This is a genomic window from Sphingomonas sp. (genome assembly GCF_024508665.1).
GTDB lineage: Bacteria > Pseudomonadota > Alphaproteobacteria > Sphingomonadales > Sphingomonadaceae > Sphingomonas.
In genome coordinates this window covers 103,479-128,274 of sequence record NZ_JANINP010000008.1, presented here as the reverse complement: position 1 = coordinate 128,274, position 24,796 = coordinate 103,479, and the positions used below count along the sequence as shown (strand labels likewise).

Below are 24,796 nucleotides of genomic sequence, written 5' to 3'. Positions count from 1 at the left end.
GGGCTCCTGCGGTCAGCGTGTAGCTGACCGTCGCCAGCACCGTGTCCGCCGTGCCTTCTCCCGCGCCCTCGACGATCACGTCGCCTGCGTTGCGGACGTAATAGACGTCGTTGCCGGCACCTCCCTGCAGCGTATCGCCGCCGCCACCGCCGTCGAGCGTGTTGCTGCCCGCATTGCCGGTGATCATGTTCTGGCCGGCATTGCCGTAACCGTTGATGTTGCCGGTGCCGGTCAGCACCAAATTCTCGACATTGGCGCCCAGCGTGAAGCTCACCGAAGACCGCACCGTGTCGATGCCCTCGTTCGCGTTCTCGAACACCTGCACGCCAGCGTTGTTGACGATGTAGGTGTCGTCTCCTGCGCCGCCGTACAATTTGTCGGCCCCGCCACCGCCGTCCAGCGTATTCGCCGCGGAATTTCCGCGGATCACGTTGGCATTACCATCGCCGGTACCGTTGATCGCAGCATTACCGGTCAAGGTCAGGTTCTCGACATTGGTGAAGCTTGCCAGCGACGTGGTGATCGCGCTCTCGATCGTGTCGTTGCCTTCGCCGGCATTCTCGACAATCGCGTCGGCGCTGTCCCAGACATAGGTGTCATCGCCCAACCCGCCGATCAGCGTATCGGCGCCCGCGCCGCCTTCCAGGCGGTCGTTGCCGCCCTCGCCATATAAGGTGTCGTTGCCTTCCAAGCCGTACAGGCTCGACGGCCCCATCGCCGCGCGCGCGTCGATGACGTTGTCGAGCGCGTTGCCGGTACCGATGAACGAAGCGGTGCCGTCAAAGATCAAATTCTCGACATTGGCCGGCAGCGTATAGCTGGGCAGTGTGGTGTGGACGGCGTCGGTCCCTTCCGCGGCATTCTCGACTACCAGGTCGTGGGCAGAGTTAACGTAATAAGTATCGTTGCCGTCTTTGCCGTAGAAATTGTCATCCCCGGCGGTTCCGACAAAAGTCTCATTACGAGCCGTCAGGTCGATCAGCTCCAAGTGTCCGCCGCCATTTCCAAAGAAGTCTGCATATGTATCTGACAACGCTATATAATTTCCGTTATCAGAAACATGAATTTGATCGCCGGATCCAGCATGATTACCCGACAGCGTAACCGAAACATTATACTGGTCCATGAGCTGAGGACTGGTTCCGACCTTATATTTGGCAAGGACCCCGCTCTCTAGGTAAGCGTATAAATAGTCACCCCGCTTGTCGTAAGCCAAACCGTCGATCGGCCCGCTAAGCGCGATGGTGCCCGTTAGATGGAATGACAGGTCATACAAACGGACTGATGAATAATAGTCGAATATTGCGATTTGGCCAGCGGACTGACTTATCGCTTGGCTACCCCAATTATCCGCACTCGCTCTGCCGCCATACACGATACTACCCGTACGGTTATCATATACGGCGCCAGCGCTAAGGTCGATCTGGGCAATTAACGTCAGGTCCCCATCTCCGGTTAGAAAGGGACCCGCGACGGGCAACGACGTGAATACCCCCGTATCCAAATCCAATTTCTGGGTAGGTCCATCACTTACGATGGCCGTATGGGCATCGACGATCTGCACATCGGTAATGCCTGCCACATTTGTAGTGTAGTTCTGCACCTGTCCCGTTGCAGTCGAAACGCGATGGACGATGCCAGTAGTTGTATCCGTGTTTTCGGCGACAAGTAGAAACTTGCCATCTACCGACAGGCTCATACCCCCCAGAGCGGCGCCGACCGTCCAGGTCGTGATCAGGTTATGCGTCGCGGTATTGAAGACGTCGATATGGCCGTCGCGCTTGGCGACGTAGATCAGCGACTGATCCTTGCTGTACGTTACGCTCGCGACCCCGCCAGCCTCCAGCGTGTATGTGCTGTAGGCACTCGTCCCTGTATAAGTCGGCATTCATTCCCCCACACAACGTCCCGCGCGATTGCCCGGCCATCTCTCCCTGCGCCCGCGCTAGCTTAGCCTAACATACTGACAACGCAAACTGACTCAGTAACTCGATTGGGAAATAAAGTTCACGGGATACGGGTGTAACGATTTCGCCGCCACGGTGAGGACGCCACGTCATTCTTCTCCACGTCCTTGCGGCGATCCCGCGCCTAGTGGAGCAGTCCTCCAGCCCGTCTCGCACTGGAGCAATCACTCAAACGCCCGGAACTGAGACGCGTTGAGGTCGAAATCGCCGTCACGCGTCCATGCAGCCTTTAGGCGAGACCTTGCCTGACGCGAACAAATCTGGAGCAGATAGCTGCAGCCTACACATTCAGATGCGCGGCGCACGCGAGCGCAAGCTCAGGGGCGTCGCATCTCGCGACACGCTGACGGGGATGAGGGGTTGTCGGGATCGAGCAGCTCAAGCCTTGCGTTCGCGGCGGTCCCGGTTTCCCGCCGTCGCGGGAAACCGGTGATTGTTCAGTCCGTCCCTTTCGGCCCGTGCGGCCGTAACTGCCCCGGCGAGATAAAGCCCAAGGGCTGCAGCGACGCAGCGTCCTGCTTCATCGTCGCGGCGAGCTGTTCGTAGTCGCGCTCCATCTCCGCGGTCACCGATGCGCGCGAGTCGGTCAGGGCGTCCTCGAAATCGGCCATCGTCACGTGCTTGACGTCGATATTCTTGCGGAGCGCGATCAGGCCGGCGCGCCGGGTCAGGTCCTCGAGATCGGCGCCAGTGAAGCGGTCGGTGCGCGCGGCGATGCGATCGAGATCGACATCGTCGGCCAGCGGCATCTTCTGGGTCTGGATCGCCAGGATGCGGCGGCGGCCTTTCTCGTCGGGGACGCCGACATAGATCAGCTCGTCGAACCGCCCCGGACGGAGCAACGCCGGGTCGATCAGATTGGGCCGGTTGGTCGCGCCGATAACCACGATCGACTGCAATTCCTCCAGCCCGTCCATCTCGGCCAGGATCGTGTTGACCACGCGTTCGGTGACTTGCGGCTCGCCCAGGCCGCCGCCGCGCGCGGGAACCAGGCTGTCGAGCTCGTCGATGAAGATCACCGTCGGCGCGACCTGGCGGGCGCGGGCGAACAATTTGGCGATCTGCTGCTCGCTCTCGCCATACCATTTGCTCAGCAGGTCGGACGATTTGGTCGAGATGAAATTCGCCTCGGCCTCGCGCGCGACGGCCTTGGCCAGCAGCGTCTTGCCGGTGCCGGGAGGGCCATAGAGCAGGAAGCCCTTGGCCGGACGGATGCCCAGCCGACGGAACGCGTCGGGGTCCTTGAGCGGCAGTTCGACGCCTTCCTTCAACCGCATCTGCGCATCGTCGAGCCCGCCGACATCCTCCCAGCGGACGCGCGGCGCCTCGACCATCACTTCGCGCATCGCGGATGGCTGGACGCGCTTCAACGCGCCCAGGAAATCCTCGCGCGTGACGGCCAGCGTCTCCAGCACCTCGGCCGGAATCGTCCGGTCCTCGAGGTTGAGCCGAGGCATGATCCGCCGCACGGCCTCGATCGCCGCCTCGCGCGCCAGGGCGGCGAGATCGGCACCGACAAAGCCGTAGGTCGTGCGCGCAAGCTCGTTGAGATCGACGCGATCGCCGAGCGGCATGCCGCGGGTATGGATGGCCAGGATTTCGCGGCGGCCGCGCTCATCGGGGACGCCGACGACGATCTCGCGGTCGAACCGGCCGGGACGGCGCAACGCCTCGTCGACCGCCTCGGGCCGGTTGGTCGCGGCGATCACCACCAGATTGGTGCGTGCTTCCAACCCATCCATCAACGTCAGCAGCTGCGCGACCAGGCGCTTTTCCGCCTCGCCGGACACATTGCCGCGCTTGGGCGCGATCGAATCGATTTCGTCGATGAAGACGATCGACGGCGCGTTCTTGCTGGCTTCCTCGAAGACCTGGCGCAGCTTCCCTTCGGACTCGCCATAGGCCGACCCCATGATCTCGGGCCCGTTGATCAGGAAGAATTGCGCGTCGCTTTCGTTGGCCACCGCGCGCGCCAGGCGCGTCTTGCCGGTTCCGGGCGGGCCATGGAGGAGAACGCCCTTGGGCGGCTCGACGCCGAGCCGCTGGAACAATTCCGGATAGCGCAGCGGCAATTCGACCATCTCGCGCAATTGGTCGATCGTGTCGCCCATGCCGCCGATATCGTCATAGGTGACGTCGGCGCGCCGCGCGTCCTTCGGTTCCTCATATTCCGGGCGCAGCTCGATCTCGGTATTCTCGTCGACCAGCACCACGCCCTTGGGCACGGTCGAGATCACCGCGAGGCGGATTTCCTGCAGCGCATAGGCGGGCGCGCGGAGATATTGCGCGACATTGGGCGGAACGCCGTCCGGATCGATGCGCTGCTGCCCGGCGGTCGCGACGACATCGCCGGCGCAGAGCGGACGGCCGAAAAAGGTTCGCTTGAGCGCCGCGGTCGATCCCTGCAGGCGCAGATTCTGCTGCGCGGGGGCGAAGACGACGCGCGTCGCGGGCTTGGCCTCGGCCTTACGCACGTCGACATAGTCGCCCGACCCCGCCCCGGCATTGGCGCGCTGCAGGCCGTCGATGCGGATCAGCTCGAGCCCCTCATCCTCGGGATAGGGCGCGACGGCGCGGGCGGGCGTCGTCGACTTGCCGACGATTTCGATGATGTCGCCTTCGCCGATGCCCAATTGCGCCATCAGCGCGCGCGGAATGTGCGCCAGTCCGCGGCCGCTGTCCTCGGGCCGCGCATTGGCGACCTGAAGCTTGCGCTGGGGGGCGTCATCGCCGTCTGCCATGGGAATCACCTTGTTTCGCTAACGGAAGAATCGAGAGCGCGTGAGATAGTGACCCGGTTCCCGATACGCGAGAGGGCGGCTATCAGGCGGCCGCGAATCGAGACAAAAAAAGGCCGGACCCAAGGGCCCGGCCGGGAAAGTTTTTAGGAGAGGATGCCTGAAAGGCCCGCTCTATGTGCAGCGCAGCACGTTATTGTGCAAGTGCGAAATGAAACCGGTAACATGCATTTTTCGCAATCGACCCTTTCTTTCTGCGGAGAGGGGATGATACGGTTCCAAGCATCGGTATGTGACGCGATGCACAACCGACCGCGCTAAAAGAGGGGAGGCCCATGCGCCGTTTGCCACCGCTGACCGCGATCGAAGCCTTCGTCCAGGTCGCCCGAACCGGATCGGTCAAGGCCGCCGCGCAGGAACTCGCTTTGTCCGCGCCGGCGCTCAGCCGGCGGATCCAGGCGCTCGAACGCTTCATCGGCAAGCCGTTGTTCGAACGCCGGCACCAGGCCGTCGCGCTCAACAGCGACGGCGAACGATTGCTGCAGCAGATCGCGCCGGTGCTCGACCGCCTGACCGACGCGGTCGAATATATGACCAGCGGAGTCGAGGTATTGCGTCTGCGGTTGGGCGTGTTGCCGCTGTTCGCGTCGCAACGCATCTTTCCACACCTCGCGGATCTGCGATCCAGATATCCGCAGATCCATCTCGATATCGATACGGCCGGGCATAATATGGCGCGAGTCGGCGACGGGCTCGACGCCGCGATCGCGCTGGCGCGTGAGCCCGATCCCAGCCTTTATGCCAGGCGGCTCGATACCAATAACGTCTATGTGATCGGCGCGCGGACCATGCTCGAAGGGCCCGATCCGGTCACGCGCCCCGAACAGATCGAGAAGCTGACCGCGTTGATCCATCGCGACATGCCCGACACGTTCAGCGCCTGGCGCCACGCGGCGGGCCTCGACGAGCTCGAGCCGCTGGCGATCGATCATTTCGATTCGGGCGCGCTGATGCTCGAGGCGGCGGCGCAGGGCCTGGGCATCGCCTTCATGCACGAAAGCCATTTCGACGAGGCGCATGACCCGCGGCTGGTCAAATTGTTCGATATCGAGGTGGCCAGCCCGTACAGCTATTGGTTCGTCTGCCGTCCACGCGCGATGCAGCTGCGCCAGGTCAAATGGTTCCACGACTGGTTGGTCGAGGTGCTTGAGGCGTAAGAAGGTCGCGCGGCGCCTGCCGACGATCTGCCCATGCGGTTCAGTTCGCAGACGCCCCTCCCTGCAAGGGAGGGGTCGGGGGTGGGTGCGCGCGTCCGCGCGCCCAAAAAGACTCTTGAGTTCATCGCCAAAAACAGCGCCGGACGAGGCATCGAGCCTCGCCCAGCGCTTACCCACCCCTTAATTCCCTCCCTTGCAGGGAGGGGAAACCTACGCACTTACGCCGCGCGGGCCTTCAGGATCTTTCCCGGATTCGCCGGCGGCTCGCCCTTGGGCAGCGCGTCGATATGCTCCATGCCTTCGGTCACTTCACCCCATACGGTGTACTGGCCGTCCAGGAAGCGCGCGTCGTCGAAGCAGATGAAGAACTGGCTGTTGGCCGAATTGGGGTCCATCGTCCGCGCCATCGACGCGACGCCGCGGACATGCGGCTCACGCGAGAATTCGGCCGGCAGGTTGGGCTTGTCCGACCCGTGCATGCCGGTGCCCGTGGGGTCGCCACCCTGGGCCATGAAACCGGGGATCACGCGATGGAACACGACGCCATCGTAAAAGCCTTCATTGGCCAGCTCGGCGATGCGCGCGACATGCTGCGGCGCGAGATCGGGGCGCAGCTTGATGACGACATCGCCGCTATCCAGCGTTAGGGTCAGGGTTTCGGGGGTGTCGGCCATCATTTTGCTCCATGAATCGGGGAATTTGCGCTTGCCCTAAACTGCTCGGTGGGTGCTGGCAAACCGCGCGGAAACCGCGTACGGCGCCTGATATGGATATCCCGGTGCCCGAAAAAAGGTCAGACGATGAGCGAGACCGATCTGGCGCCCGTGGAAGGCGCCACCGAACTCGATGACGTCGCGGATCAGCTGGACGAGGACGACCGGCTGAAGCCCGAATTCGTGCGCGCGGTGCTCGACGCGGTCGAGGCCGGCGACAATGACGCCGCGCGCGCGCTGGTCGAGCCGCTACATCCCGCCGATATCGCCGATCTGTTCGAGCTGGCGCCGCACGAGGATCGCGGGCCGCTCGCCAAGGCGCTGACCGACCTGCTCGACGCCGACGTGTTCGCCGAGATGAACGATTATGTCCGCGAGGATTTGATCGACAGTCTCGAGCCGCAGGAAGTGGCGGACATCGCGTCGGAGCTCGATACCGACGACGCGGTTGCGATCATCGAGGACATGGAGCCGGCGGACCAGCGCGAGGTGCTCCGCGCGCTCGATCCCGACGACCGTGCCGCGATCGAGGAAGCGCTTTCCTATCCGGAGGAATCGGCCGGCCGCCTGATGCAGCGCGAGCTGATCGCGGTGCCCGAACATTGGACGGTCGGCCAGGCGATCGATTATCTGCGCGGCCAGGAAGAGCTGACCACCGATTTCTGGGAAATCTTCGTGGTCGATCCCGGGCACAAGCCGATCGGCACCTGTTCGCTATCGTGGATCCTGCGCGCGCCGCGCTCGGTCGCGATCGCCGACGTGATGAAGCGCGAACAGACCCTGATCCCGGTCGATATGGACCAGGAAGAGGTTGCGCTGCGCTTCCAGAAATATGCGCTGATCTCGGCGGCGGTGGTCGATGCCGCCGGGCGGCTGGTCGGCATGATCACGGTCGACGACGTCGTCCATATCATTCAGCAGGAAGCGGGCGAGGACATCACTCGCCTTTCGGGCGCGGGCGATGGCGACATCAACGAGCCGATCCGGCTTACCGTGCGGACGCGGCTGACCTGGTTGGTGGTCAATCTCGGTACCGCGATCCTGGCCTCGTCCGTGGTCGGGTTGTTTCAGGGGGAAATCGCGAAGTTCGCCTTGCTCGCGGTGCTGATGCCGATCGTCTCTGGCATGGGCGGCAACGCCGGGACACAAACGCTGGCGGTGGTGGTGCGCGCGATTGCCACCAATCAGCTGACCGATTCGAACACGGTCCGGATGATCCTGCGCGAATTCAGGATCGCGGCAGCCAACGGCGCGTCGCTGGGATTGCTGATCGGTGCCGGGACCTGGCTGATCTTCCATCGCGGCGACTTGGCGATCGTGATCGGCCTGGCGATGGTCATCAACAATCTGATCGCCGGGCTGTCGGGCGTGCTGATCCCGGTGACGCTCGATCGCTTCCGCATCGACCCCGCGGTGTCGTCGGCGGTGTTCGTGACGATGATGACCGATTGCATGGGGTTCTTCTCGTTCCTGGGGCTCGCCTTGCTCTGGGGGCTGTCTGGCTAGCCGGCCCGGGCGCCCTTGCCGACACGGCCGCGCCGTCCCATGTCGCTGCGATGCCGCTTCATCTGACCAAGGTCGCGTTCGGCGTGGCGAGCCTGGAGGCGTTCGTCGCGCGCTGGGCCGCGCGTGAGGGCGATCCGCCGTACGAGCTCGGCACGCGCTATCTGCCCAAGCGCTGGGAAGAAATTGCCGGGCAGGGATCCTTGTTCTGGATCCTCAAGCACCAGTTGGTCGCGCGCTCGCCGATCGTCGGGTTTGGCGAATTGCCGGGCGGCCGCACCGCGATCCGGCTCGATCCGCGCCTGGTCCTGGTCGAGGCACGGCCCAAGCGCGCGCACCAGGGTTGGCGCTATCTCGAAGGCAGCGACGCGCCACGCGATCTCGGCGCGGGCGGCGAAGGGGTCGGTGAGCTTCCTGCGGACATGATCGGGAAGCTTGCCGAACTGGGTTTGCTCTGATCTGCCACTGAAGTCGGCGTACTGACCGATGTTGGCAGATTGAGGCTACTAAATCTGTTCGAGGGGCGCGGGGGGTCTTGTCAATTGCGGACGCTCGCCAGAGCGTGCGATACGAAGACATGAAAACGACGCGACGATCAGTCTTGGGCGGCCTTGCGGCGACCGGCTTGGCTGTCGCAGCGCGATCAACTCAGGCTGGTCAGACGCCGCTTGATCTCTCTCGCCTTACGCCCGAGCAGCGAGCCAAATATGAGGCGATGCAAAGTCGAGCGATGACAGCCCTGGGATATGAACGGGTCACGGTCCCCGGCGCTAGCGCGCTTCTGGAATGGGAAAAGCTCAAAAGCGCGGGGCGCGGTTGGCCGATTATAATCGGCGGTGATGATGACCTAGAGCGAGTTGTAGATCAGTTCGCGATGGTGGACCCCGAAGTCTCCGGGCATCCAATTGCCGGTATGGAATTGCGTTCACCACAGGACGTTCTCACGGCGGCGTCTAAGCTCAGTTTTCCTCGCGATCTCAAGAATTGGGCGGGAGCATATAAGGCTGGCGATCTCAGAGCGCCGGAAGGTGATTGGCCGGGAAATGTCGGCGTGGGTTCTCCTGGCCCAAGTGTCGCGACCGACATCGTGAAAGGCGAGTTTCTTGAGCATGTGCACATTCTTCTAATCCCAACGACATACGGATGGGAGGTTCCCGCCTATTTGCGATGGGGCGATTGGAATGCATGCCCTCCACCCGAATATCACGTCGCCGCTTTGCGGGCGTGGCACAGCGACTTTGGCGCCGAACTGGTTGGAATGAACGGCGACACCATCAATCTGCGTGTGGCCAATCGACCGAAAAGCCGCGCGAAGGCGATGAAGCTTGCAAGGGAGCAGTACGGTTATTGCCCCGATATCGTAGATCAAGGCGTCGGAACAATCTCTGCTCTCGCTGCCACGCTCATGGCGTCGGAATGGTGGTATCTCTGGTGGGATTGAACACAGCCGCTAGACGTGTGCTTATCCCGATAAGGAGACCGTCGACAAATCACCGGTGATGGATTCGAAGCTTGGATGGCGCTTCACCCGCTTCGTCACGGCTGGGGGGCGACGCCGCACTCGATCGGCCCGACCGATTGGCCGCGGACGGTGCATTTCGGGTTGCCGGCGACCGCGATCAGGCCAAGGCCCTTGTTGGTCAGGTCGGCCAGATACCGCGCGCGTGCTCGCGTTTCGCCCGCGCCTTCGAGAGTGACGACGATCTCGCCCGCGTCGAGCGCCGTCGCGGCGATCGAGCCGCCGCCATTGGTCGAGAACCGAGCTCGGGCAGCGCGTCCGGCAAGCGAGACATTGCCGTTGCCGATCACGGTGACCACGACGTCATCGGCCTCGACGCCGCGCGCGTCGATCGTGCCGGCACCGGTGACCTGGAGATCGAGCCTGGTCGTACGGAGCGTGCCGGTAAGCGCCAGCCTGGCGCCGCCGACCAGAGTCGCGCCACGCACCGCCGGGGTGCGCAGGGTGATGACCGGTGGCGGTCCGCTCGCCTTGCCGCGCTCGCCCCAGCCCTGGCTGCCGTGGCGGACAGTCAGCGTGCCGCCGTTGACCGAGATGTCGAGATCGCCAAGCGCGCGGTCGTCGCCCGATGCGCTGGCGGCGGCGCCACCGGTGCCGACTTCGACTTGTACCGAATAGGGGCCATCCACCCGCACGCGGTCGAAGTTGGTGACGACATAGCTGCGATCGGCGGCATGAGCCGGCGCGGCGGACGCAATCAGCGCGAGAATGAAGGGGCGGCGGAGCATGGGTGCGAGCATCGCACCGCCCCGCCGCCTTATGCAAGCGGCGTCAGAGTCTTTGCAGCTTCGCTGAACCGAAACCCTCAGCTGCAGCTGACCTCGCCCGATCCCATCTTCGACGTGGTGCATTTGGCGCCGCCGGTCAGGGTGACGTCGCCCGATCCCATCACGCTGACATTGGCCGTGCCGTTGACCGCGGCGGTGACGCCGCCCGAGCCCATGACGTTGACGCTGGCCTGGCCGAGCGACAATTTGGGGGCGGTGATATCGCCCGATCCGGTGACCGAGAAGGATCCGGTCCTGGCGCTGCCGGCGGTGCCCAGATTGCCCGACCCGGTGACCGACAAAGCGACCGCCTGGACGCTGAGCGATCCGATATTGAGGTCGCCCGATCCCGTCGCGCTGGCCTGGAACTTCTCGCCATCGACATGATCGACCGCCATGTCGCCCGATCCGGTGGTGCTGGCCGCGGTCATGCGTGGCATGGTGATGTAGATCTTGGCGCCTCTGCGCTCGCCACCCCAGCTGAAGCTGCGCTCCTTGCGGCGCACCTTCAGCGTGTCGCCTTCCTTCACGATTTCGAGCTTGTCGAGGATCTTGGGATCGCCCTCGGCCCGGACCGAGAAGTTCGACCCGACACGGACGTCGACATCGTCCGGCCCGGCCGCATCGACTCCGGTGAAGCCGTCGACGGCGAAGGTGCGGTTGCCGCCGGTACCGCTGGGTGGAGTGCCTTCCGACCGGGCCGTGCCCGAACAGGCGGCGAGCGGAAGCAAGGCGAGCAGCATGTAGCGGTTCATGAGATCCTCCATTGTGTGTTGTATAGATAACACACCACCAACGGGCCCGCAACGAAAAAGGGCGGCCCCGCGGGACCGCCCTCTTTTATCAAAGACTTGATCCGGAAGTTAAGCCGGAACCTTGTCCTTGTTATGGATCGCCGCGGCCTTACGCAGGATGTCGAGGATCTTCTCCAGCGCACCCTTTTCGTCGGTCTCTTCCATCGCGGCGAGTTCGCGGGCGAGGCGGGACGCGGCAGCCTCGAAGATCTGACGCTCCGAATAGCTCTGCTCGGGCTGGTCTTCGGCACGGAACAGGTCGCGGACCACTTCGGCGATCGACACCAGGTCGCCCGAATTGATCTTCGCTTCATATTCCTGCGCGCGGCGCGACCACATGGTCCGCTTGACCTTGGGCTTGCCCTTGAGCGTGTCGAGCGCTTCGCGGAGCGTCTTGTCCGAGGACAGCTTGCGCATGCCGACGCTCTCGGCCTTGTTGGTCGGCACGCGGAGCGTCATGCGCTCCTTCTCGAACCGGAGCACGTAAAGCTCCAGCGTCATGCCGGCGATTTCCTGCTTCAGAAGTTCAACGACACGGCCGACGCCGTGCTTGGGATAAACAACGTAATCACCGACGTCGAAGGACAGCGCCTTGGCAGCCATGTAACTTCAACCTTTCACTTGGAATGTCGCCCGAATAAACGCACGACGCCCGGACATGGCGCCGGCAGGGCTTGATTGGATGTGTGTGTCTCCACACGAGAGACTCGGAAAGGGGCTCTCGTCCTGACCTATTTAACACAGTCGTAATAAAATTACCAGCCCGACGTCGTTTTCATACGACGCGCGCCCGACCTATAATGGGTACGGCCCCGTCCCATTGCTGGGCGGGGCCGACATAATTTCGATCGACAGGCTGGTTAGGCTCAGTCGCCCTGGCCGGGTTCGGGCGAGAAATACTTGTCGTATTTGCCTTCTTCGCCCTTGTGTTCGTCGGCATCGGCCGGAGTCTGGTCGTTCTTGCGCGTGACGTTGGGCCATTGGCTGCTGAACGTGTTGTTGAGCTCGAGCCACTTTTCGAGGCCACTCTCGGTATCCGGCAGGATCGCCTCGGCCGGGCATTCGGGCTCGCACACGCCGCAGTCGATGCATTCGCTGGGATTGATGACGAGCATGTTCTCGCCTTCGTAGAAACAGTCGACCGGACACACCTCGACGCAGTCCATATACTTGCAGCGGATGCAGGCGTCGGTCACGACGTAGGTCATTTCTGGCTCCCCAGGAGTACGGTTTGGGCCGTGCTATGCGCGTGTTCCGCGCCCGTCAATCAATCGCGGCTTTCTGCGAGACGTTCTTAAGTTGTCGGCTCCCCACCCGCCTGGAGATCCTGATAGCAACGCTGTGCTTCGGAAGGCGGGCCGCGCCGAACGGGGAGCGCTTCGATCCGGATGGTGCGGACCTCGCCGCGATGCGTGACGAAGGTCAGGATATTGCCCAGGCGCACCGGCGCCGCGGCGCGGTCGATCGGGCGGCCGTCGATTCTCATATGCCCCTCCTCGGCGAGCGCCTGTGCGAACGGGCGCGTCTTCACGATCCGTGCGAACCAGAGAAACTTGTCGAGACGCATTGTCCGATCGGCCAGCCTGTCAGCCATCGAGCATTCCGGCGAGCGCGGCGAAGGCATTGTCGCGCGGCGGCGGCTTGGGCTTGGCGTTGGGCGTCAGTCCCTGCCACATCCAGCGCGGCTTGCCGTCCTCGCCCGGCCGCGCGGCGCGAAAGCCGAGCTGCGCCATCAACCGCGCCAGCGTGTCGGGCTGGATTCCCATCGAGGTCGCAAGCGCCGCGTCGGGCGCGAATGGTGCCCGCCCCTTGCGGGAATCGTGCGCGGCGCGCGCGATACGCTCGACCAGGTCGATCCGCACGGCCTGCTGGCCGAGCGGACGAAAGCCGTAAGGCAGGTCGGCGCCCGGCGCGTTGCGCGGCAACACGGTCGCGCCGTCGCGCGGGCCATCGGCAAGCCGCATCAGCATCCGCCGCCAGCGCGCGGGACCAGGCTTGAGCAAGGTGGGCGCGAACAGGTCGAGCGTGCCGATCGTCACCCCCATCTTGTGCAATTTCTTGCGCGCGGCGGGGTCGAGCGCCTCGACCTGCGCGCCGATCGCGCGGCGCGGCAGCAATCCGCCGGCATCGAGCAGCGCCCCCGCGACCGCGCGAAGCGGCGCGCCGGCGGCAGCATCGCGCAGGCAGCCGTCGAGCGCGCCGAATACCGGCAAATGGCGCGCCAGCTGATCGGCGACCCAGCGGTCCAGTCGCGCTTGCACCGCTTTGCGGAGCGCCGGGTCGAGCGCCTCGACCGCGCGGTCCAGCACGACGCGCGGCTGGGCGAGATTGGCGCCAGGGGCCAGTTCGGCCACCCCGACGCCGCGCCATTCGATCCGCGGAAAGGACAAAGCGAACTCCTCGTCGTCCGATTCCGCCAGTTCGCGGCCGCGCTTCGCGAGCTCGGACCCCAGCCTTTTCTCCGCCGCGGCGAGCAACAGCCGCTTGTCCGCATGCCGCGCATCGGCGGCGACGGAGAAGCGGAATCCCTCGAGCGTGCCGATCGGATGGTCCTCGACCAGCACTTCGCCTTCCTCGCCGATCACTACCGGCAGCGCGCCCGAATCCTTGCCGATCTGGCGTAGCAATACGGTCGTCCGCTTGTCGACGAAGCGTTGGGTCAGGGACGCGTGCAAAGCGTCGGACAAGCGCTCCTCGACCGCCGCCGTGCGCGCCGCCCAATGTGCCGGATCGGCCAGCCAGTCGCCGCGATGCGCGATATAGGCCCAGGTGCGGATCGCAGCGATGCGGCCGGCGATCGTCTCGACATCGCCGGTGACGTCGTCGAGCCGCGCGACCTGGTCGGCGAACCAGGGCGCGGCGATATGACCATTGCCGGAGCTCAGATCGTCATAGAGGCGCGCGACCAGCCGCGCATGCGGATCGACCCCCAGCTTGCGGAAATCGGGCACGCCGCAGGCCGCCCATAACCGCGCGACCTGCCCCGGCGATCGCGCGCGGTCGCGGACGGCTTCGTCCGCGGTCAGTCGCTTGAGCACCGCGAGATCGGTCGCGACGGGTGCTGCGCGCAGCACGCGATTGTCGGGCTTGGCTTCCAGGCTGGCGATCAGCGCGTCGACCGAGCTGCAATCCGGTTCGCCGTCGCGCCAATAGAGGAAGTCGAGCTTGGGAAAGTGGTGATGCTCGATCGCGTGGATTTCCTCGGGCGTGAACGCGCCGGGGCCGTCGGCGGTCAGCGCGCCGAAGGTGCCGTCGCGCTGATGCCGCCCGGCACGCCCGGCGATCTGCGCCATCTCGCTCACTGTCAGTCGGCGCTGGCGATGGCCGTCGAACTTGGTCAGGCTGGCGAAGGCGACATGGTTGACGTCCATGTTGAGCCCCATGCCGATCGCGTCGGTGGCGACCAGATAATCGACCTCGCCGGCCTGGAACATCGCGACCTGGGCGTTGCGCGTGCGCGGGGACAAGGCGCCCATCACCACCGCGGCGCCGCCGCGCAGGCGCCGGATCATCTCGGCGACGGCATAGACTTCCTCTGCGCTGAACGCGACGATCACCGAGCGCTTGGGCAGTCGCGACAGCTTGCGCGCGCCAGCATAGGACAAGGTCGAGAAACGCGGGCGATTGACGATCTCGGCGTCGGGGATCAGCGCCTTGACCATCGGCCGCAATGTCTCGGACCCCAGGATCATCGTCTCCTCCCGCCCGCGCGCGCGCAACAGACGGTCGGTGAAGACATGGCCGCGTTCGGGGTCGGCACCCAGCTGCGCCTCGTCGAGCGCGACGAAAGCAAGGTCTCTCTGGAACGGCATGCTCTCGGCCGTGCACAGGAACCAGCGCGCGTCGGGCGGTACGATGCGTTCCTCGCCGGTGATCAGCGCGACCTGCTTGGCGCCCTTCAACTTGACGACGCGGTCATAGACTTCGCGCGCCAGCAACCGCAGCGGGAAGCCGATCATCCCGCTCGAATGACCGCACATCCGCTCGATCGCGAGATGCGTCTTGCCGGTGTTGGTGGGCCCGAGCACCGCGGTGACCGGGGACGAGAAGGCACGCATGACGGCCTATAGATCGTCGCCAAGAGCGGTTGGCGCAAGCGCGAGTTGACTGAGCGATGATAGTCGCGCCCGTTTGAAAACTCGCGGTAGAGCGAGTTTTAAGACGGTGCCGGCCCGCTCTCCCACCCGACCTCCCATAGAATAAGCTGATTGGGAGGTCGGGTGGGGGAGCGGCCGGCACCGCGAAATGCGCCCGCCGGCGCATTTCCAAACAGACTCTTGCGAGTCCGTAAGTAATCATCCCTAAGGCAAGTCACCGCAGCCAAAAGTTCCCGGATTCGCCGGTACTTGGAATAGTTCCGTGCCAAATGGGATTTATCCCTCGCGCTGCACGGCTTGCCGCACGGATTGATGCTCAACACGGCGGTTAAATTGACTTTAACGCCCTGTCGGCAGAGTGATTCGTCAGCGCCGGGGGTGGATCGGCGATTACGTAACGGGGTCGTTTCGTCGTGTTTCTGCGCAGTGAGCATTATGAGCAATCGGGTGGCGCCGCCCCCAGCTCGTCCGGCAACGCGCTGGTCCTCACCACCGACCTCTCTTTCGCCGACCGCCTGCGCGCGACCATGGCGCAGATCGACTGGACGCCGGATCTCGGCGCGCGCATCGGATCGCGCGACTGGTTCCGCGGGCTGGCCACCTGCACCGCGCTGATCGGCGCGTGCTGGGCTTTGTCGCCGGGTATCGGCCAGCCGCTGGTCGCCGCGTCGGCTTTGCCACTCAAGGGCAAGGCGTGGGAAAATGCCCGCGCGCAATCGATCGCGCCGCTCGCCTTCGGCGCCGATACCGGTCAGCGCATGGCGGCGACCGACCTGGTGCGGCCGCTGGCCGAAACGCCCGACCGCCCGACCCAGGCCTTTGCCTCGGCGATGAGCGATGGCGACAGCCTGGCGGCAGTGCTGCGCCGCGCCGGCGCCGCCAAGACCGATATCGCGCGCGTGACCGATCTGGTCGCCGGCGCGCTGCCGCTCGATCAAATCCGCCCGGGAACGCGGTTCGAGGGCGTGCTCGGCCGCCGCGCGAAGAAGAGCGATCCGCGTCCGCTCGAGCAATTGAGTTTCCAGCCGGCGTTCGATTTCCGCCTGACGATCAGGCGCACCGCCAACGGCCTGACCATGGATCGCCAGGCGATCGCGGTCGACGACACGCCGCTGCGCATCCAGGGCCTCGCCGGATCGAGCCTGTACAAATCGATGCGCGCCGCCGGCGTGCCCTCGACCGTCGCCGCCGATTATATCAAGGCGATCGCGACGCGGATCTCGGTCGGCAGCGATGTCGCCTCGGACGATACCTGGGACGTCATGCTGTCGCAGCGCCGCGCCGCGACTGGTGAAGTCGAGCTCGGCAAGATCCTGTTCGCGGGGCTCGATATGGGCCGCCGCAAGGTCCAGCTTGTCAAATGGAGCCGCAACCAGGACGAGGATGAGGATGGCGGCAACGGCCATGGCGATTGGTACGACGCCAGCGGCCAGACCGAGCGCCAGGGCTTCATGGGCCTGCCCGTCGCTGGCCGGATCAGCTCATCCTTCGGCATGCGGATGCACCCGATCCTCGGCTATTACCGGATGCACAAGGGCATCGACATCGCCTGCGCTTATGGCTCGCCGGTCTATGCTGTCTTCGACGGCATCGTGAATTGGGCCGGCTATAAAGGCGGCTATGGCAGCTTCGTCGGCATTCAGGCGCAAGGCGGCGGGGTCGGTACTGGATATGGCCATTTGAGCCGTGTGCTGGTGCGCAACGGCCAGCGCGTGCAGCGCGGCCAGATCGTCGCCTATTCGGGCAATTCGGGCCTGTCGACCGGGCCGCATTTGCATTTCGAAGTCTATCGCAGCGGCCAGGTAGTCAATCCGCGCGGCTTCTCCTTCTCGAGCGTCGCGGCGCTGACCGGCGCGGCCTTGCGCGCGTTCAAGTCGCACGTGTCCGAATTGCTGTCGGTCCATCCGGGCACGGCGCGCAAGGCTGGCTAACCCTATCCGGTGCTCCTGCGGACGCAGGAGCCCAGGATCCCAAGCGATTTCCTAAGTAACTCTGGGCTCCTGCTTTCGCAGGAGCGCTGCGGATAGCCGATGGGTTTGCCCGATCAGCGCCCCTGCGAGCGCCAGCGACGGATGGTGCGGCCGATGATCTGATCCTCGCCGCCCGTTTCACGCCACAAGTCGGAGAACATCGGATCGTCCGACGCCGGGCGCTTGTTGTTCTCCAGTCCGTCGAATGCGACGCGGATCGGGATCGCGACGCCTTCGCCGCAGATGATGCACTCGCGGTTGCGCAAGGCCGGGATCGCATCGAGGAAGCCGCGCGCACCTTCGGGCATCGCCGCGCGGACGAACGCCTGGTCGCGATCGTTGTTGAGGCGCATCGAGATGATCGTGCCGCATTGCGACAGCACGCCTTCGGCCAGATCCGATGGGCGCTGCGTGATAAGGCCCAGGCTAACGCCGTATTTGCGGCCTTCCTTGGCGATGCGGCTGAGGATCTTGCCGACCGAGGATCCGTCGGCGTTGCGCTCGTTGGGGATGTAGCGGTGCGCTTCCTCGCAGACGAGCAGGATCGGGCGCCGCGCTTCGTTGCGCGACCAGATCGCGAAATCGAACACCATGCGCGACAGGACCGCGACCACCACCGAGGTGATCTCGCTCGGCACGCCCGACACGTCGATGATCGAGATCGGCTTGCCGTCGCCGGGCAGGCGGAACACGCGGCTGATGAAATCCTGCATCGTGTCGGCGACGAGCATGCCGGAGAACATGAAGCTGTAGCGCGGATCGGCCTTGATCTCGTCGATCTTGGTCTTGATCCGCAGATAGGGCGCGGTGTCGCCGGCGCGGTCCATCTTGCCCATTTCGAGCTGGATCAGATTGGTGAGGTCGCTGAGCAGATACGGCACCGGAGCGTCGACCGTCAGCTTGCTGATCTCCTGCCCCAGTCGTCCCTTGGCGCGCGCGGCGAGCAGGCATTTGGCCAGGATGTCGGCGTCGATCTGACGTTCGGAATTGGACGTTGTCAGGAACACTTCGCAATGTTCCTCGAAATTCATCAGCCAATACGGCATCTGCAGGTTCGAGACGTCGTAAATCGCGCCGGTGGTCTGGAATGCCGCCGAATATTCACCATGCGGATCGACCATCACGATATGGCCCTGCGGCGCGAGCTCGCAGATCTTGTGCAGGATCAGCGCGGCGCTGGTCGATTTACCGGTACCGGTCGATCCGAGCAGCGCGAAATGCTTGCCGAGCATCGCGTCGACATAAAGCGAGGCGCGAATGTCCTTGGTCGGATAGACCGTACCGATCTCGACATTGGCGCGATCGTCGGCGGCGTAGATCTGCTTGAGATCCGCGGTCGATACCGGAAACACCGCTGCGCCCGGAGAGGGATAGCGCGTGACGCCGCGGCGGAACTTGTAGAGCTTGCCGGTCAGCCGCTCTTCATCGCCTTCGCCGAGAAAGTCGATCTGCGCCAGGGTGCCGGCCTCGACCAGGCGCAGCGACCGGATATTGGCGATCATCCAGCAGGCGCCGACGCGGATCTTGACCTGCGCGCCGACCGAGCCTGCCGATGCCAGCACCGGATCGGGGCTGCCGGCATAGCTGGCGATGGCGTCGGAATCCAACAGCACCTGGCCACCCGAACCGGCAATCTCGATCAGGCCCCCGATCTCGCTGCCCAGGCTCGATGCGGGAGTCGGCGCGGCGGCCTCATCGGCTGTCGCTCGCGCGAACGCGTTACCGCCCAGCATTTCGGTCATCGCAATCCCCTGGTCACTTAGCGGGCCGCTATGGCCGATCAGGAGTAAATATTGGGTTTGCTAGCGTTCCCAAAGGAGGGTGGGGCGTGCTTGGCCTCGGTCGACCTGTCCCGTCATGCCGGACTCGTTCCGGCATCCAACGTGCCGGTAAGCGAGAAGAATGAGGCTCGAGGGCTTCCCGTGCCCCACGATGGACCCCGGTACGAGGCCGGGGTGACGGAAACCGGACGCCGTCCAAATGCCTTCAAACCCGCCGCGCGATATAGCCCGCGCCCCAGCCGAACAGCACCGACAGCGCCACCGCGACCAGCCCGTAGGCGATCGAACTTCGCTGCGCCGAGCGTGCGACGAATCGCTCGAACCCCGATTTGCGGATGTCGATATCCCTGGTCGCGACTGCCAGCACGTGCCGGTCGCGGATCAGAAAAGTCTCGGCGGTGAAGCGCCCGACCGGCACGCGCGCGGGGATGTTGACGCGGGCACGGTACAGCACGCCGTCGCTGATCTCGACCGCATTGGGCTGCTCGTAATAGAGGCCGGACCGGCGCTTGAGGTCGACCAATCCCCGCGCGAAGCGATCCTGCGCGTCCTGCGGCGCGCTCGATGCGGGGGACAATTGCAGGCTGTCGAGACCGAGTTCGTAGATCGCGCGCGTGCGGCTATCGACCACCTGACCGATCGGACGCGACGACACCATGCCGTAGAAGCTGGGCGCCGAGCGATAGCGCAGCCGCGACGCGTTGACCCAGATGCCGGCGATCTTTTCCTTTTCGCGCACCAGGATCGACTGCGTCGGGCCCTTGACCACGACGACGATGTCGGTCGGCGCATCGTCGTCGGGCAATCGCCCGCCGGGATAGAGGATCGCGCCGAACAGCAGCAGGTCGGCGCCGGTGAACGAATAGGCGATCTCGATCTGGCGCTGCGAGACGTCGGGGACCAGCACCGGTTTCGATACGGGCTTGGCTTGCCCCATCAGCAACGGCGCGGCGGCCAGCGCGACGGCGCCGCGGACCTTCAAGACAGTTCCACCGAATAGATTTCATCCGGCCGCCAGCCGAGGCCGATCGCGATGCGCACGCCGACCAGCAGCACGAGCACCGCAAGCGCGAGGCGGAGATATTCGGGCTTCACCCGCGCCGCGAAGCGCGCGCCGAGCTGTGCGCCGGTCACCGACCCGATCAGCAGCAGCACCGCGAGCACGATATCGACCGCCTTGGTCGTGGTGGCATGGACCATCGTCGCCCAGGCGGTGACGAACAGCGTCTGGAACAGGCTGGTGCCGATGACGACCTGGGTCGCCATGCCGAGCAGATAGATCATTGCCGGGACGAGGATGAAGCCGCCGCCGACGCCGAGCAGGATGGTCAGGATGCCGACGCCGAACCCGAGCAGCAACGGCGCGAGCGGCGAGACGTAGAGTCCCGAGCGATAGAAACGCATCCTGAGCGGGAGCGCGGCGACCAACGGATGGTGGCGCCGCTTGCGCGCGGGCGGCGGCGCTCCGCCGCGCGCGGCGAGGATGTACCGGATCGATTCCCTGGCCATGGTCGACCCGATCCAGCCGAGCATCAGCACATAGATGACCGCGATGACCGTATCGATCTGCCCCGTGCGCTGGAGAATGCGGAAGATCCACGCGCCGACGCCGGACCCGACGAACCCGCCCGCGACCATTAGCCCGCCCATCTGGAAATCGACCCCGCGCCGCTGCAGGTGCGCGAACACGCCGGAGACGCTTGCCCCGGTCACCTGGCTCGCCGATGATGCGGCGGCGACCGTCGGCGGGATGCCATAGATGATCAGCAACGGCGTGGTCAGGAACCCGCCGCCGACCCCGAACATCCCCGACAACAGCCCGACGAACAGCCCGAGCGCGACGATCACCAGCGCGTTGACCGACATGTTGGCGATGGGGAGATAGAGGTCCACCTGGCTACGTTAGACGCAGGTTGGGGCGGGTGGAAGGCGGTTGGCGGCGAGAAGGCGGCAACACGATCGTCGGGGCCTGAGAATGGATCGCCGACACCGTTCAGGCGGGAGTCGCGCCAGCCTTCCACATCAATAGGGGTCGCGGCGATAAGACGGTCGAGCGCCTTGGCTCCCGTCGCCCGGGTCGGCCTGTCCTGCGAGCCGGTTCCGATCTGGCCAGCCCGCATCCGCACGGACGCGGGCTGGGCGCAATGCGTCAAGCGGTGAGAGGATCGAAGAACATATAGAGCGCGGCGATCTTGCCATCGCGGGCCAGGATGAAGTCGGTGCCCGCATAGGCTGGCGGCTCTCCCGGCTTGCCGGACGTCCATCTCGCGCGGCCGGCCGTGCCATGGACCTCTTCCGGCGTGCCGAGCAGCGCGTAGCGAAAATCGGGATGCGTCGCCCGGATCGCGCCGGCATTGCGGTCGATCGCATCCCGGCCGCGATGGATGCCGTCGGGCGCGTAGAAGACGCCGTCCTCCGCCCAGAGCTCGTCGATGGCTGCCCGCCGCCGCTGCGCATCGCCCTCGCCGAATACGTCCTGAAGGTTGCGGGTCAGAAGCGTAGCAATGCTGTTGGTCATGATGATCTCCTCAATTGTGTCGACCCCGGTCAGATCTGGGCCTGACCGCCGTCGACGAAGAGTTCGACGCCGTTGACGAAGCTGGCGTCGTCCGAGGCAAGGAAGAGCACGGCCTTGGCGATCTCCTCGGGCTGGCCGACGCGGCCGGCCGGGATCAAGCTCGCGAGATATTCCTTGGTCCCGGCGGCCTGCTCGCCACCGCCGAACAGCTCATTCAGCCCCTCCGTGTCCGTCACGCCCGGGCTGATCGCATTGACGCGAATATGACGATCCTTGAGGTCCAGGATCCAGTTGCGAGCGAAGTTGCGCACCGCCGCCTTCGTCGCGGAATAGACGCTGAACGCGGGCGTTCCCGATATGCTGGTGGTGGAGCTGGTCAGGATCACGGATGCGCCGTCCTTGAGCAAGGGGAGCGCCTTCTGCACCGTGAACAGGACCCCTTTCACATTGGTATCGAACGTGCGCTGATAATGCTCCTCGGTGATCGCACCGAGCGGGACCATCTCGCCGCCGCCGGCATTGGCGAAGACGACATCGATCTGCGCGTGCTTCTGTTGAACCGCGTCATACAGCCGATCGATATCGGCAAGGTTCGACATGTCGCCGCGGACGCCGGTGACGCGTCCGCCGATCGCCGCGATCGCCGCATCCAGCGCTTCCTGGCGGCGGCCGGTGACGAATACCGACGCGCCTTCGGTGGCGAAGGCCTTGGCGGTCGCCAATCCGATGCCGGTCGTGCCGCCGGTCACGATCACGACTTTGTCCTGGAACCTGTTGCTCATCGTCTGTCTCCTCGAATTTTGCGGACTATCCCGTTGCGACGGAGATGAGATGAGAACGATAATGCGAGTAGTCGGCAATTCTGCTACTCAGCGTTCCATCAGAGGAACGATAATGCGCACCGACTTGAACGATCTCGCCTATTTCGCCGAAGTGGTCGCGCATGGCGGTTTCGCCGCCGCTGGTCGCGCGCTGCACGAACCCAAGTCGAAACTCAGCCGTCGCGTCGCGGCGCTCGAGGAACGGCTCGGGTTGCGCTTGATCGAGCGGTCCAGCCGGCGCTTTCGCGTCACCGATACCGGCCAGGCCTTTTACGAGCGCTGCCGCGCAATGATGGCCGAGGCCGAACAGGCCGAGGCCCTCGTCCTTCGGGCGCAGGCCGAGCCGCACGGACGGATCCGCTTCAGTTGCCCGACGGGTATGATCGAACCGATCACCGGCCTGCTCGCCTCATTCTTGGCCAAATACCCCAGGGTTCGCCTCCAGCTCGTCGCCACCGACCGCGCCGTCGACCTGATCGAGGAGCGGATCGATTTGGCCCTGCGCGTCCGTTCAGAGCTTACCAGCGACGCCGCGCTGACCATGCGCTCGCTCGGCCTGTCGACGCGAATCCTGGTCGCGAGCCCGCAACTCGCCCAGCAAATCGGATCGGTGGAGCAATTGGCGGCGTTGCCGGCGCTGTCGACCAGCGATGATGCCGATGTCGCCGATTGGCATCTGGAAAGCGATGACGGCCGCACGCGGGTCGTGCGGGTCGAGCCGCGAATGGGCTGCGGCGACATGGCCGCGGTACGGAATGCCGTCATCGCCGGGCTGGGTGTCGCGATCCTGCCCGACCATGTCTGCCGCGAGGCGTTGCTCGCCGGGCGGCTGGTGCGGGTGCTCCCCGATTGGCGGGGCCTGCAAGGCATCGTCCATCTCGTCTTCACGACGCGCCGAGGCCTGCCGCCGGCGGTGCGGGCGCTCATCGATCACCTGGCTGCCGATTTTCCTCGCGACATCGTCACGCGCTGAACAGCGGGCGGCTTTCGGAAATTCGCGATAGGCAGCCCAAGGCCGTTCATGGTGCGATGCAGCCGGCAATGATCATGCGACGATCGACGCGATGATCACCTTCGCAATGGCCCGCGCCTTGTCCGCCGGTTCGAACGAGGCGAGACCCGGTCAAACCAGAGTGGTTTGCAGCGCCGACCCTGAGACCGGCGCGTTATCGAAGTCCAGCACGACTCGCCCTTCGATCTCGCCGCGATGCATCCGTCCGAACACGTCGTTGATGTCGTCGAGCGTTTCGGTGGCCACGGTGGCCCGCACCTTGCCCTGTGCGGCAAAGTCGAGCGCCTCCTGAAGATCCAGCCGGGTTCCGACGATCGAGCCGCGCACCGTAATGCCGTTGAGCACGGTATCGAAGATCGATAGCGGAAAGTCGCCGGGAGGCAGTCCGTTGAGCGACACGGTTCCGCCGCGCCGGACCATGCCCATCGCCTGCTGGAACGCCTTGTTCGAGACGGCGGTCACGAGCACGCCCTGTGCGCCGCCGATCTCCTTGCGGATGAAGGCGGCGGGATCGGCGTCGAGCGCGTTGACCGTGAGCTGGGCGCCGAGTCTGCGGGCGAGATCGAGCTTGGCATCGTCAATATCCACCGCAACGATATTGAGGCCCATCGCCTTGGCATATTGCACGGCCATGTGCCCCAGCCCGCCGATACCGGAGATCGCCACCCAGTCGCCTGGCTTGGTGTCGGTGACCTTGAGGCCCTTATAGACCGTTACCCCAGCGCAGAGCACCGGCGCGATCTCCACAAAGCTCACATTGGCGGGCAGGTGGCCGACGTAATTGGGATCGGCGAGCACATATTCGGCGAAGCTGCCGTTCACCGAATAGCCGGTATTCTGTTGGCTCTCGCACAGCGTCTCCCAGCCGCCGAGGCAATGCACGCAATGGCCACAGGCGGTATAGAGCCAGGGCACGCCGACGCGATCTCCCTCCTTCACATGCGTCACGCCTCGTCCCACGGCGACGACGTGACCGACGCCTTCATGGCCGGGGATGAAGGGCGGTTTCGGCTTTACCGGCCAGTCGCCTTCGGCGGCATGGAGATCGGTGTGGCATACTCCGGCGGCAGCGACCTTGACCAGAATCTGGCTGGGTCCGACCTCAGGCACCGCGACCTCCTCGATCACGAGCGGCTTTCCGAACTCGCGGACGACAGCCGCTTTCATGGTTTTCAACATGATTGAACTCCTTCAGCTTGGCGCGTCAAAACGCCGCGTCGATGTCGACGACGTCGATCAGCTTGTGATTGACGAATTCCTTGATCCCGAGCCCGAGCATGTGCCGGCAAACCGACGGGTTCTAAATTGTGGTTATTACGGATCTTCCGGAGATTCTCAGGCGGACAGCGCCGGAGGCTAGGCTTTATCCTCCCGACAGC

Annotated in this window: 21 protein-coding genes and 1 pseudogene; 7 read left to right on the top strand and 15 right to left on the bottom strand. The window is 64.7% G+C overall.

The window, feature by feature from the left end:
- Both Q0L25_RS21780 and Q0L25_RS21775 read right to left on the bottom strand, forming a co-directional pair.
- Positions 1-1,888, bottom strand: a pseudogene (locus tag Q0L25_RS21780) (hypothetical protein); the annotation flags it as partial.
- Between the two features lie 516 nt (positions 1,889-2,404).
- A complete protein-coding gene (locus Q0L25_RS21775; protein ID WP_296617991.1) occupies positions 2,405-4,708 on the bottom strand; it encodes a CDC48 family AAA ATPase in 2,304 nt (767 codons plus the stop codon).
- Positions 4,709-5,040: 332 nt separating this feature from the next.
- Between Q0L25_RS21775 and Q0L25_RS21770 the strand changes: the two genes are divergently transcribed.
- On the top strand, positions 5,041-5,922 hold the full coding sequence (locus Q0L25_RS21770) for a LysR substrate-binding domain-containing protein (protein ID WP_296617989.1): 882 nt from the start codon (positions 5,041-5,043) through the stop codon (positions 5,920-5,922).
- 218 nt (positions 5,923-6,140) lie between these two features.
- On the opposite strand, the gene Q0L25_RS21765 is transcribed toward Q0L25_RS21770, so the two are convergent.
- Complete coding sequence (locus Q0L25_RS21765; RefSeq protein WP_296617988.1) at positions 6,141-6,596, bottom strand: peptidylprolyl isomerase; 456 nt, start codon at positions 6,594-6,596, stop codon at positions 6,141-6,143.
- A 126-nt stretch (positions 6,597-6,722) separates the two neighbouring features.
- On the opposite strand from Q0L25_RS21765, the gene mgtE reads away from it, so the two are divergent.
- From mgtE to Q0L25_RS21750, 3 genes are all read left to right on the top strand, one after another.
- Positions 6,723-8,141 (top strand): magnesium transporter, encoded by a 1,419-nt coding sequence (mgtE, locus tag Q0L25_RS21760; RefSeq protein WP_296617986.1) that lies wholly within the window; start codon positions 6,723-6,725, stop codon positions 8,139-8,141.
- A gap of 50 nt (positions 8,142-8,191) precedes the next feature.
- Positions 8,192-8,596 carry a DUF1489 domain-containing protein gene (locus Q0L25_RS21755; RefSeq protein ID WP_296617984.1) on the top strand — a complete coding sequence of 135 codons (405 nt, stop codon included), beginning with the start codon at positions 8,192-8,194 and terminating at the stop codon, positions 8,594-8,596.
- 119 nt (positions 8,597-8,715) lie between these two features.
- Positions 8,716-9,579, top strand: a complete 864-nt coding sequence (locus tag Q0L25_RS21750; RefSeq protein ID WP_296617983.1) for a DUF4253 domain-containing protein — start codon at positions 8,716-8,718, stop codon at positions 9,577-9,579.
- A gap of 95 nt (positions 9,580-9,674) precedes the next feature.
- On the opposite strand, the gene Q0L25_RS21745 is transcribed toward Q0L25_RS21750, so the two are convergent.
- The 6 genes from Q0L25_RS21745 to Q0L25_RS21720 form a co-directional block, all read right to left on the bottom strand.
- Positions 9,675-10,385: a DUF2807 domain-containing protein gene (locus tag Q0L25_RS21745; protein WP_296617981.1), complete on the bottom strand. Its 711-nt coding sequence runs from the start codon at positions 10,383-10,385 to the stop codon at positions 9,675-9,677.
- A gap of 77 nt (positions 10,386-10,462) precedes the next feature.
- Positions 10,463-11,179, bottom strand: coding sequence for a head GIN domain-containing protein (locus tag Q0L25_RS21740; RefSeq protein WP_296617980.1), 717 nt, complete (start codon positions 11,177-11,179; stop codon positions 10,463-10,465).
- A 108-nt stretch (positions 11,180-11,287) separates the two neighbouring features.
- Entirely contained in the window at positions 11,288-11,821 is a 534-nt protein-coding gene (locus tag Q0L25_RS21735; RefSeq protein WP_066584167.1) for a CarD family transcriptional regulator, read from the bottom strand.
- Between the two features lie 263 nt (positions 11,822-12,084).
- Entirely contained in the window at positions 12,085-12,426 is a 342-nt protein-coding gene (gene fdxA / locus Q0L25_RS21730; protein ID WP_066584169.1) for a ferredoxin FdxA, read from the bottom strand.
- Between the two features lie 86 nt (positions 12,427-12,512).
- Complete coding sequence (locus Q0L25_RS21725; RefSeq protein ID WP_296617977.1) at positions 12,513-12,812, bottom strand: RNA-binding S4 domain-containing protein; 300 nt, start codon at positions 12,810-12,812, stop codon at positions 12,513-12,515.
- Positions 12,805-15,276, bottom strand: a complete 2,472-nt coding sequence (locus tag Q0L25_RS21720) for a helicase-related protein (protein WP_296617975.1) — start codon at positions 15,274-15,276, stop codon at positions 12,805-12,807. Before Q0L25_RS21720 ends, Q0L25_RS21725 begins: the two co-directional genes overlap by 8 nt.
- A gap of 452 nt (positions 15,277-15,728) precedes the next feature.
- Here Q0L25_RS21720 and Q0L25_RS21715 point away from each other — a divergent pair, with 452 nt between their 5' ends.
- Positions 15,729-17,246: a M23 family metallopeptidase gene (locus Q0L25_RS21715; protein ID WP_296617974.1), complete on the top strand. Its 1,518-nt coding sequence runs from the start codon at positions 15,729-15,731 to the stop codon at positions 17,244-17,246.
- A 113-nt stretch (positions 17,247-17,359) separates the two neighbouring features.
- Here the strand turns inward: Q0L25_RS21715 and Q0L25_RS21710 are convergent, their stop codons facing one another.
- From Q0L25_RS21710 to Q0L25_RS21690, 5 genes are all read right to left on the bottom strand, one after another.
- Positions 17,360-19,027, bottom strand: coding sequence for a DUF87 domain-containing protein (locus Q0L25_RS21710; RefSeq protein ID WP_296617972.1), 1,668 nt, complete (start codon positions 19,025-19,027; stop codon positions 17,360-17,362).
- Between the two features lie 244 nt (positions 19,028-19,271).
- Positions 19,272-20,003 (bottom strand): TIGR02186 family protein, encoded by a 732-nt coding sequence (locus tag Q0L25_RS21705; protein ID WP_296617998.1) that lies wholly within the window; start codon positions 20,001-20,003, stop codon positions 19,272-19,274.
- A gap of 41 nt (positions 20,004-20,044) precedes the next feature.
- Complete coding sequence (locus tag Q0L25_RS21700) at positions 20,045-20,959, bottom strand: sulfite exporter TauE/SafE family protein (RefSeq protein WP_296617970.1); 915 nt, start codon at positions 20,957-20,959, stop codon at positions 20,045-20,047.
- Between the two features lie 256 nt (positions 20,960-21,215).
- Positions 21,216-21,584 (bottom strand): nuclear transport factor 2 family protein, encoded by a 369-nt coding sequence (locus Q0L25_RS21695; RefSeq protein ID WP_296617968.1) that lies wholly within the window; start codon positions 21,582-21,584, stop codon positions 21,216-21,218.
- 29 nt (positions 21,585-21,613) lie between these two features.
- A complete protein-coding gene (locus tag Q0L25_RS21690; RefSeq protein WP_296617966.1) occupies positions 21,614-22,366 on the bottom strand; it encodes an SDR family NAD(P)-dependent oxidoreductase in 753 nt (250 codons plus the stop codon).
- 112 nt (positions 22,367-22,478) lie between these two features.
- Here Q0L25_RS21690 and Q0L25_RS21685 point away from each other — a divergent pair, with 112 nt between their 5' ends.
- Positions 22,479-23,378, top strand: a complete 900-nt coding sequence (locus Q0L25_RS21685) for a LysR family transcriptional regulator (protein WP_296617964.1) — start codon at positions 22,479-22,481, stop codon at positions 23,376-23,378.
- Between the two features lie 150 nt (positions 23,379-23,528).
- Here Q0L25_RS21685 and adhP read toward each other — a convergent pair whose 3' ends face one another.
- Complete coding sequence (gene adhP / locus Q0L25_RS21680) at positions 23,529-24,596, bottom strand: alcohol dehydrogenase AdhP (RefSeq protein WP_296617962.1); 1,068 nt, start codon at positions 24,594-24,596, stop codon at positions 23,529-23,531.
- Here adhP and Q0L25_RS21675 point away from each other — a divergent pair.
- Positions 24,583-24,777: a hypothetical protein gene (locus Q0L25_RS21675; RefSeq protein ID WP_296617960.1), complete on the top strand. Its 195-nt coding sequence runs from the start codon at positions 24,583-24,585 to the stop codon at positions 24,775-24,777. The genes adhP and Q0L25_RS21675 overlap by 14 nt on opposite strands.
- Positions 24,778-24,796 lie beyond the last annotated feature (19 nt).